The organism is Piscicoccus intestinalis NBRC 104926, assembly GCF_001515525.1.
In the GTDB taxonomy this organism is placed as follows: Bacteria; Actinomycetota; Actinomycetes; order Actinomycetales; family Dermatophilaceae; genus Kineosphaera; species Kineosphaera intestinalis.
The window spans coordinates 1-9,347 of record NZ_BCNQ01000169.1 but is presented as its reverse complement, the minus strand read 5'-3'; the positions used below and the strand labels follow the sequence as shown (position 1 = coordinate 9,347).

Below are 9,347 nucleotides of genomic sequence, written 5' to 3'. Positions count from 1 at the left end.
GTCAACTCGCCCACACCGCGGTCAAACCGGCCAACGACGTCCAGCTTGTCGACGAACTCCGCGATCGCCGCGACACCCGCGGTCGCGGTCAGCGATGGATCCGGCACGCCCACCCGCACACGCTTCCGGACCCGACCACGACGACGTATTCTCTTCACCGACAAGGTGCTCTCCCCGCTGGACGTTCGAAGGCCTCAAGAACCTCGATTCTCCAAGCAGGACGGGCACCTTCGTCGTCTCACACGCGGATCACGCTGCCACTACTCGCGGATCCGGGTCAGAAGGAATCCGTCATGCCCGTCACTCAGATAGTGCCGTTGGTCATTCTGATCATCATGTTCATCGTCGCGACGAAATGGCCGGTAAACATCGGCATCATGGGCTTCGTCGCGGCCTTCTTCGTCGGCTTCTTCATGCTCGGGATGACCGACCGCGAGATTCTCGAGGAGTTCCCGGCGACGATCTTCCTCACGATCGTCGGTGTCACCTTCTTCTTCTCGATGGCACAGGCCAACGGCACCATCGACGTGATCGTCCGAGCCTGCGTCAAGGCCGTCGGGGGTCGGATGGCCCTCATCCCGTGGGTGTTCTTCTTCATCGCCTCCGTGCTGACCGCTCTGGGCACCTTCTCCCCGGCCGCGGTCGCCCTCCTGGCCCCCGCCGCCATGCTGTTCGCGGCCGAGTCGGGCATCAGCGGGGTCGTCATGGGCGCGCTCATCATCAACGGCGCGCACGCCGGTGGATTCTCACCGATCTCGGTGGCCGGGGTGCTCGTGCGGGAGATCTCGGAGAAGAACAACTTCGCGATCACGCCGATCCCGCTGTTCCTGTCGAACTACGCGATCAACCTCATCATCTCGATCATACCGTCGTCGTCATGGCCATGATCGGCAAGCTCTACAACCACCGCCCGGAGGGCCCGGCCACCGCGCAGTTCGGTGAGGCGAAGCCGATCACCGGCTAGCAGTGGCTGACGCTGGCGCTGATCCTGTTCTCCTCGTCGCCGCGCTCGTCTTCAAGTGGCCGATCGGTTTCGTCGGTCTGACCGCCGGCCTCATCCTGGCGTTCGCCAGCCTCGACCAGCACCACACGTTCGTCTCCGGCATCTCCTGGTCGACCGTGCTCCTCGTCGCCGGCATGATCACGTACGTGTCGGTGCTGCAGCACGCCGGCGTCATCGACGGCCTGGCCGACCACGCCGTGAAGATCGGTGTGCCGCTGATCGTCGCGCTCGTGCTGTGCTACGTCATCGGGATCTCCTCGGCGTTCGCCTCCTCCACGGCGCTGCTCACCGCGTTCATCCCGCTCGCGGCGCCGCTGCTGGAGCAGAGCACGCTGTCGGCGGCCGGTGTCGTCGCGGCGCTGGCCATCTCGGCGACGATCGTCGACGTCTCGCCGTTCTCCACCGACGGTGCGCTCGTCGTCGCCAACGCGCAGGGCGCCGACAAGGGCCGGATCTACGGCCAGCTGCTCGCCTACGCGGCGATCATCGTGCTCGGTGCCCCGCTGCTCACCTGGGCGCTGCTCGTGCCGACCGGCATTATCTGAGCCAGCCGGTCGTCGACCGAGCCGCACGGCCTCAGCCGCGCGACCGACTCGGCCTCAGCCGCGCGACCGACTCGGCCTCAGCCGCGCGACCGACTCGGCCGAGCGGACGCTTACCCCGGTGCTCCTCGCCCCTCGCGGGCGGGGAGCACCGACGCGTGTGCTCACCAGATACGGACGCGGTCGGCCTCGTCGAGCCACAGGCCGTCTCCGGGTTGCACGCCGTAGGCCTCGTGGAACTCGACGAGGTTGCGGACGATGTTGGCGCGCAGGTCCATCGGCGAGTGCGGGTCGATCGACAGCAGCCGCTTGGCCTCCTCGGGTCGGGCCTTGCCGCGCCACCCCTGCGCCCACCCGGCGAAGAAGCGCTGGTCGCCGGTGAGCCCGTCGAGCTCGGGAGGCTGCGCCCCGTCGAGGGAGATGCGGTAGGCCAAGTGCCCGATCGTCACGCCGCCGAGGTCGCCGATGTTCTCCCCGACCGTCAGCGAGCCGTTGACCGTCTCGCCCGGCAGGTCGCGGGTGCTCAGCCCGTCGTACTGGGCGATGAGCGCGGCCGCGAGCTGCTCGAAACGCTCCCGATCCTCGCTGGTCCACCAGTCGACGAGCTCACCGTCTCCGTCGTACCGCGAGCCCTGGTCGTCGAAGCCGTGCCCGATCTCGTGGCCGATCACCGAGCCGATCGCGCCGTAGTTGACGGCGTCGTCGGCCTCGACGTCGAAGAACGGCGGCTGCAGGATCGCGGCGGGGAAGACGATCTCGTTCATGCCGGGGTTGTAGTAGGCGTTGACCGTCTGCGGGCTCATGAACCACTCGTCGCGGTCGACCGGACCGCCGAGTTTGCCCCAGTCGCGGTCGGTCTCGAAGGCGTAGCCGCGGCGCACGTTGCCGACGAGGTCGTCGGCGGCGAACTCCAGGCCCGAGTAGTCGCGCCACACGTCGGGATAGCCGATCTTCGGGGTGAACTTCGCGAGCTTGTCCAGCGCCTTCTCGCGGGTGGCCGGGCTCATCCACGCCAACTCGCTGATGTCGCGCCGGTACGCCTCGACGATGTTGGCGACCAGCACCTCCATGCGGGCCTTGGCCTGCGGCGTGAAGTGCCGACGCACGTAGAGCCGGCCCGTCGCCTCCCCGGCGAGGCTGTCGACGAGGCCGATCGCCCGCCGCCAGCGCTCGCGCAGCTGCGGGGTGCCGGTCAGCGTGCGCCCGTAGAAGTCGAAGTTCTCCTCCACGAAGGCCGCGTTCAGGTACGGGGCCCGGGCCGACAGCACGTGCCAGCGGCCCCACGACTGCCACGCCGCGTGCGGCACGTCGCGCACCGCCTCCGACAGGGCCGTCAGAAAGCTCGGCATGCCGACGACGCACGGGTCGAACGCACCCTGGGGCGCCCCGAGCCCGCCGCGCCACTCGTCCCACGGCACGTGCGGAGCCAGTTCGCCGAGCTGCGCGCGCGTCACCTTCGTGTAGGTCTTCACGGCGTCGCGGATGGCGACCCGGTCCCAGTGGGAGGCGGCCAGGCGCGTCTCCAGCTCCATGACCGTGGCGGCCTCGGCGGCCGGATCGGGACGACCCGCGAGCGTGAGCATGCGCTCGATGTGCGCGACATAGGCCTCGCGGATCGCCGCGTACTGCTCCTCGCGGTAGTACGCCTCGTCGGGCAGGCCGAGACCACCCTGGTAGACGTACGTGATGTACTCGTCGGCCGCGCGCTTGTCCGTATAGACGTACGCGATCGCCGGGCTCGCGACTCCCTCGCGCATGAGCGAGCCGAACAGGCTCCACAGCGCGGGCGCGTCGGGCGCGGCGTCGATCGCCTCCAGCTCGGGCCGCACCGGCTCCGCGCCGAGCGACTCGACGCCGTCGGCGTCCATGAACGAGGCGTAGAGCGCGCCGACAAGCTCCTTGAGGTGCGCCTCGTCGCCCGAGCCGGTCTCGCCCTCCTCGACCACCGCGTGACTGGCCTCCTCCAGCAGCGCGCGCACCTGCTCCTGGGCCTCGTCGCGCAACCGGTCGAACGTGCCGTAGCGGCCCTTGTCCTGCGGGATCTGCGTCTCGCGCACCCAGGTTCCGTTGACGAACCCGAACAGGTCGTCCTGCGGGCGGACCGAGCGGTCCATGCCCGCGACGTCGATGCCTGAGTGGCGGGCGTCGTCGGACGGCTGCTCGGTCGGCTGATCGGTCGGCCCCTCGGTGGGCGGCTCGATCGGTCGCTTGGTCGGCGGGTCGGCGGCGGGCGCGGCCCCGGCCGGGGGCCCGTTCTGGTCACCGTGCGGGTCGGTGGCGTGCGTGATCATGGCTGAGGCACTCCCCTTGCGTTGATTGTCACCAACCCTAGTAGCGACCCCCGACAAGACTCCGAGGCCGCCCGAGCGGCCGCCGGAAGTCCGCCGACAGGCCGCCGGGAGGCCGTGGGCGGCCCGCCGCGGCGCCCTCTGGAAATTGACCACTCGACGCGCGCCGAGAGGTCAATACCCACGATGTTGTGCGCTTCCGGCCCCGTGACCTGCAGTGTTGCGCGGCGCAATCATGGTGACCTCTCGTGAGAGGTCACTACATGTAGTCCTTTGCAGTTTCAAGGCTGGTCGAGCGGCACCCAATCCGGCGCCTACCGCAGCTCGAGCTTGAACCCCGTGTGGCTGGGCACGAACCCGAGGTGCTCGTAGAAGCGGTGGGCGTTGCCGCGGGAGACGTCGGAGGTCAGCTGCACGAGACCGGCTCCGCGGCGGCGAGCCTCGTCGAGGGCCCAGTCGAACAGCGCCTCACCGATGCCCTTGCCGCGCAGGGTCGACAGGGTGCGCACGCCCTCGATCTGCGCGCGGGTCGTGCCGCGCCGCGTCAGGCTCGGGATGATGCTCAGCTGCAGCGTGCCGACCACCTGCCCGCCGAGTTCGGCGACGGCCTGCACCTGGCCGCGGTCGGCGGTCATCCGCGCGAACGCCGCCGCGTACGGAGCCAGATCGCCGCCCTCCCGGCGCGCGCCGAGGGGGTCGTCGGCGAGCAGGTCGACGATCGCCTCGAGATCCTCGATGCGCGCCGCCCGCACGCTCAGCGTCGGCGCCTCGGGGCCTCCGGGGCCACCGGGGCCACCGGGACCGCCGGAGCCACCGGGGCCACTGTGACTGCCGGCGCCGGCCGGCCCATCGGAGCCAGAGGCCGATCCGGAGCCGGAGCCGCCGGAGCCGGGGCGGGAGTCGAAGGCGCTCACACCGTCTCCTGCAGGGCGGCGACGACGCGCGAGGGGGCGGGCCGCCCGAGGCGGCCGGCGAGCCAGGCGCTGGTCGCGACGAGTTTCTTGAGGTCGACGCCGGTGCGCACGCCGAGGCCGTCGAGGGCCCACAGCAGGTCTTCGGTGGCGAGGTTGCCGGTGGCGCTCCGGGCGTAGGGGCAGCCGCCGAGGCCCCCGGCGGAGGCGTCGACGCACGTGACGCCGAGCCGAATCGCCGTGAGCGTGTTCGCCAGCCCCTGGCCGTAGGTGTCGTGGAAGTGCACCGCGAGCGCCTCGAGCCCGACTCCGGCCGCGTCGAGCGACTCCAGGAGCCGGTGCACCTGCCCGGTCGTCGCGACGCCGAGGGTGTCGCCGAGCGAGATCTGGTCGCAACCGGATTCGAGCAGTCGCCGGGTCGCATCGACGACCTGCGAGAGCGGCACCGAGCCCTCCCACGGGTCGCCGAGGCACATCGCCAGGTGCGCGCGCACCCACGCCCCTTCGCCCTTGGCCCGGGCCACGACCGCGACGAACCGATCCAGCGACTCCGCCCGCGAGCAGCCCAGCAGGTGCTGCGCGTACGACTCCGTCGCGCTCGCCGGGATCGCGACCGCGCTCACCCCGCACGCCAGCGCCCGCTCCAGGCCCTCCGCGTCGGGCACGAGCACCGGACGATGCCACCCGAGCCCCGCCGCACCGAGATTCGCCAGCACCTCCGGCGCGTCGGCGATCTGCGGCATGCGCTCCGCGCGGTCGGCGGGCACGAACGCGGCGACCTCGACCGTGTCCAGGCCCGTCTCGGCGAGCATCCGCACGAACTCGGCCTTGTCGGGCGCGGGCAGCGTCGGCGACTCGTGTTGCAGGCCGTCGCGCGGCCCGACCTCGTAGATCGTCACGCGCTCGGGCAGGCCCGCGACCGGCTCGGGGTGGGGACGTCGCATCGGCAGCCTTTCTCGCGGGGAATCCCGGCGCCAGGTGACCCGCCCGCCGGCACAGCCACCGTAGCCGTCGCGGCCCCGACGAGTCAGCGAGTCACCGGCTCGCCGACTCCCCCGGCTGCTCTCCCGGCTCCGAATCCGCCGAGCCGGAGACCGCGCGCTCGGCCGCTCGGGCCCCGACCGTCGTCGGCTCGGGAGTCTCGGGAGGCTCGGCCTCGGCACCGTCCCCCGACTCCTCCACCTCCTCGGCCGGCGTCGACGACTCGTCGGACTCCTCCTCGTATCGCGTCCATGTGACGACCAGGGCGGTGAGGATGCCGGCGACCGGCACGGCGAGGAACAGGCCGATGATGCCGAACGCGAAACCGCCTGCGGTCGAGAGCAACAGCGTGATGACGGGGTGGAAGCTGACGGCCCGGCTCAGCAGCAGCGGCGAGAGCACGTTGCCCTCGATCTGCTGCACGGCGAGCACGAGCAGCAGCGCCCACACGGCCGTCTGCAGGCCGCCGAAGAACAGCGCGACGACCACTGCGAGCGCTCCGGCCAGGGTGGCGCCGACCATCGGGATGTAGCCGAGCACGAACGTGGCCGCCCCGATCGGCACGGCCAGCGGCACGCCCATGAGCCACAGGCCGCCACCGATGAAGAGACCGTCGACCAGGCCGGTGACGGTCGAGGCGAACATTCACCAGCGGGCCGTCTGCAGGCCGCGCCGGAAGGAGGCGTCGGCCTGGCCGCGCCGGCTGCGCGGGAAAGCGTCGAGGATCAGCCGCCACAGGTCGTCGCCGCTGGTCAGCGCGAAGATCGTGAGGAAGATCGCGATGAGCATGATCGTCGTGAGGTTGCCGACGGCCGAGAGGGTGTTGACGGTCGCGGTGCCGATGCCGCCGGCGATGGTGCCGGCACGCTGCTGCAGCTGGGAGATGAGGTCGTCGAGCACGCCTTGGGGCACCTCCCAGCCCGCGTCCTGCACCCCGCGCTCGACCGCGCGGGCACCGCCGATGACGGCGTCGACGAGTTCGGGCCAGGTGTTGACGAGCCCGGCGACGATGAACCACAGCAGCCCGCCGAAGCCCGCGAGGAAGACGAGGACCACGACGAGGGAGGCGACGACCCGGGGCACGAACCGGCGCAGGATCCGCGCTGCCGGCCACAGGAGCGCGACGAGGGCGAACCCGATGAAGGCCGCGACTGCGACCAACTGCACCCGCATGACCAGCCACATCGCGAAGCAGAACGCCGCGCCCATGATGATGAGCCGCAGGGCGATCGTGGCCTCGTATCGCAACCACTCCGGCTCCGCGGGAGGTGTGGGCGAGGACCTGCGGGGTGCGTCGGTCTGCGACATGTGGGCAAGTCTCTCCCGGCGGTCACCCTCCCGCACCACCGGGCACGCCGGGCACGCCGGTCGCGCCGCCCGGGCCCGCAAGCGTCGAACCAGGCTGCGAGAGAATGGGGCAATGACTGACGGCGCCCTCATCGTGCAGAGCGACAAGACCGTGCTCCTCGAGGTCGATCACCCGCGCGCCGAGGAGGCCCGGCGGGCCATCGCGCCGTTCGCGGAGCTGGAACGGGCTCCCGAGCACATCCACACGTATCGGGTGACGCCGCTCGGGTTGTGGAACGCACGGGCGGCGGGGCACGACGCGGAGCAGGTCGTCGACGCGCTCGTCACGCACAGCCGCTACCCGGTGCCGCACGCGCTGCTCGTCGACGTGGCCGACACGATGGACCGCTACGGGCGCCTCGTGCTGGAGAAGGACGGCGATCGCCTCGTGCTGCGCACCACCGACCGGCCGGTGCTCGAAGAGGTGTTGCGGCACAAGAAGATCAAGCCGCTGCTCGGAGACCGTCTCGACGAGTTGACGGTGCTGGTGCACCCCAGCGAGCGGGGTCATCTCAAGCAGGAGCTGCTCAAGGTGGGGTGGCCCGCCGAGGACCGCGCGGGCTACGTCGACGGTGAGGCGCACCCCATCGACCTGCGCGAGGACGACTGGAGCCTGCGGCCCTACCAGCAGCAAGCGGTCGACGGGTTCTGGCACGGCGGGTCGGGGGTCGTCGTGCTGCCGTGCGGCGCGGGCAAGACCCTCGTCGGAGCCGGTGCCATGGCCCGGTCGGCGACGACCACCCTCATCCTCGTGACGAACACGGTCGCGGCCCGGCAGTGGCGCGACGAACTCATCGCGCGGACCAGCCTCACCGAGGACGAGATCGGCGAATACTCCGGCGCCCGTAAGGAGATCCGGCCGGTGACGATCGCGACCTACCAGGTGCTCACGCTGAAGCGCAAGGGCGTCTACCCGCACCTGGACCTGCTCGACGCGCGGGACTGGGGTCTCATCGTCTACGACGAGGTGCACCTGTTGCCGGCCCCGATCTTCCGGATGACCGCCGACCTGCAGGCCCGCCGGCGGCTCGGGCTCACGGCGACGCTCGTGCGCGAGGACGGGCGCGAAGACGACGTGTTCAGCCTCATCGGTCCGAAGCGCTACGACGCGCCGTGGAAGGACATCGAGGCGCAGGGGTACATCGCGCCGGCCGACTGCGTCGAGGTGCGGGTGAGCCTGTCGGACTCCGAGCGGATGGCGTACGCAACCGCGGAGCCCGAAGACCGCTACCGGCTCGCGTCGTGTTCGCCGGTCAAGGACAGGGTCGTGGAGCGGCTCGTCGAACGGCACCGCGGGGCGCAGACCCTCGTCATCGGCCAGTACCTCGACCAGCTGGAGACCCTGTCGCAGCGGCTGGGGGCCGAGCTGATCACCGGCGAGACCAGCGTGGCCGCCCGCCGCCGGCTGTTCGGGGCGTTCCGGAACGGCGAGATCGACACCCTCGTCGTCTCCAAGGTCGCGAACTTCTCGATCGACCTGCCCGAGGCCAGCGTCGCGATCCAGGTCAGCGGCACCTTCGGCTCCCGCCAGGAGGAGGCCCAACGCCTCGGCCGCGTGCTGCGCCCCAAGAAGGACGCCGGCACCGCGCACTTCTACACGGTGGTGACCCGCGACACCGTCGACGCCGACTTCGCCGCCCACCGCCAACGTTTCCTCGCCGAACAGGGCTACGCCTACCGCATCGTCGACGCCGAAGACCTGCCTCAGCCCACGTAAGCCCCCGACTCCCCCTCGCCGAGCCCCCGCCCACCCGCCCCCTCACTCGGCCGAAGGCTCCCCTTTCAATCGAAGGCTAGGTCTGTGGCACGAGCCCTCGACCGAAAGGGCAGCCTTCGGGAGTGGCGGCGCCGACGCTGCGGGTGCGGGCGCATCACCGAGGTCTACTTTCTGGCCTTCTCAGCCGCCGCGCTCGCAGCGAGCGAGACTGACTGACCCGCGTAATGCCTTACCGCCAGAGTGGCCGCGCACCCGTGCGACGAAGTCTAGGAGACAGGCCATCCAGTGCGCCACGGATTAGACAGGCATGCTCTCGACGCTCAGATCCGTTTGCCTCCCCACCCTCGTGGCTGCTGACGTATGCATGCTTTCACCCGGGTGAATTCAGCCGGCCACACAGCTTTTTCACGCCATCCGTCGCTCGTCGTTGCGATCGTGTGGGCGGTCAAGCACTCCTCGACACATAGAATCGAGTTCCAACGCGCAATGTAGGAGACGTGATGCCCCCACGTGACAAGGAGAAGAGCCTGGGCTATGCCCTGCTCGTTGCCATGCTAT

6 protein-coding genes and 1 pseudogene are annotated in these 9,347 nt (G+C 70.5%); 3 read left to right on the top strand and 4 right to left on the bottom strand.

All coding sequences use genetic code 11. From position 1 onward, the window contains the following. The first annotated feature begins 293 nt into the window (after nt 1-293). Both PINTE_RS22900 and PINTE_RS18695 read left to right on the top strand, forming a co-directional pair. Nucleotides 294-887, top strand: coding sequence for a transporter permease (locus PINTE_RS22900; RefSeq protein WP_157087367.1), 594 nt, complete (start codon nt 294-296; stop codon nt 885-887). A gap of 79 nt (nt 888-966) precedes the next feature. After that, nucleotides 967-1,548, top strand: a complete 582-nt coding sequence (locus PINTE_RS18695) for an SLC13 family permease (RefSeq protein WP_217996641.1) — start codon at nt 967-969, stop codon at nt 1,546-1,548. Between the two features lie 161 nt (nt 1,549-1,709). Here PINTE_RS18695 and PINTE_RS18690 read toward each other — a convergent pair whose 3' ends face one another. The 4 genes and pseudogenes from PINTE_RS18690 to PINTE_RS24595 all read right to left on the bottom strand — a co-directional run bounded on the left by PINTE_RS18690 (nt 1,710) and on the right by PINTE_RS24595 (nt 6,934). Beyond that, the gene (locus PINTE_RS18690) at nt 1,710-3,659 is read right to left on the bottom strand and encodes a M13 family metallopeptidase (RefSeq protein ID WP_068433756.1); all 1,950 of its coding nucleotides are present in this window, start codon (nt 3,657-3,659) and stop codon (nt 1,710-1,712) included. A gap of 488 nt (nt 3,660-4,147) precedes the next feature. Next, on the bottom strand, nt 4,148-4,747 hold the full coding sequence (locus PINTE_RS18685; protein ID WP_281178978.1) for a GNAT family N-acetyltransferase: 600 nt from the start codon (nt 4,745-4,747) through the stop codon (nt 4,148-4,150). Next, nucleotides 4,744-5,688, bottom strand: a complete 945-nt coding sequence (locus PINTE_RS18680) for a hydroxymethylglutaryl-CoA lyase (protein ID WP_068433746.1) — start codon at nt 5,686-5,688, stop codon at nt 4,744-4,746. The genes PINTE_RS18685 and PINTE_RS18680 overlap by 4 nt, the downstream gene beginning before the upstream one ends. A 91-nt stretch (nt 5,689-5,779) precedes the next feature. Next, nucleotides 5,780-6,934 (bottom strand): annotated as a pseudogene (locus PINTE_RS24595) (AI-2E family transporter). 211 nt (nt 6,935-7,145) lie between these two features. Here PINTE_RS24595 and PINTE_RS18665 point away from each other — a divergent pair. After that, nucleotides 7,146-8,789, top strand: coding sequence for a DNA repair helicase XPB (locus PINTE_RS18665; protein ID WP_068433740.1), 1,644 nt, complete (start codon nt 7,146-7,148; stop codon nt 8,787-8,789). Nucleotides 8,790-9,347: the final 558 nt, after the last annotated feature.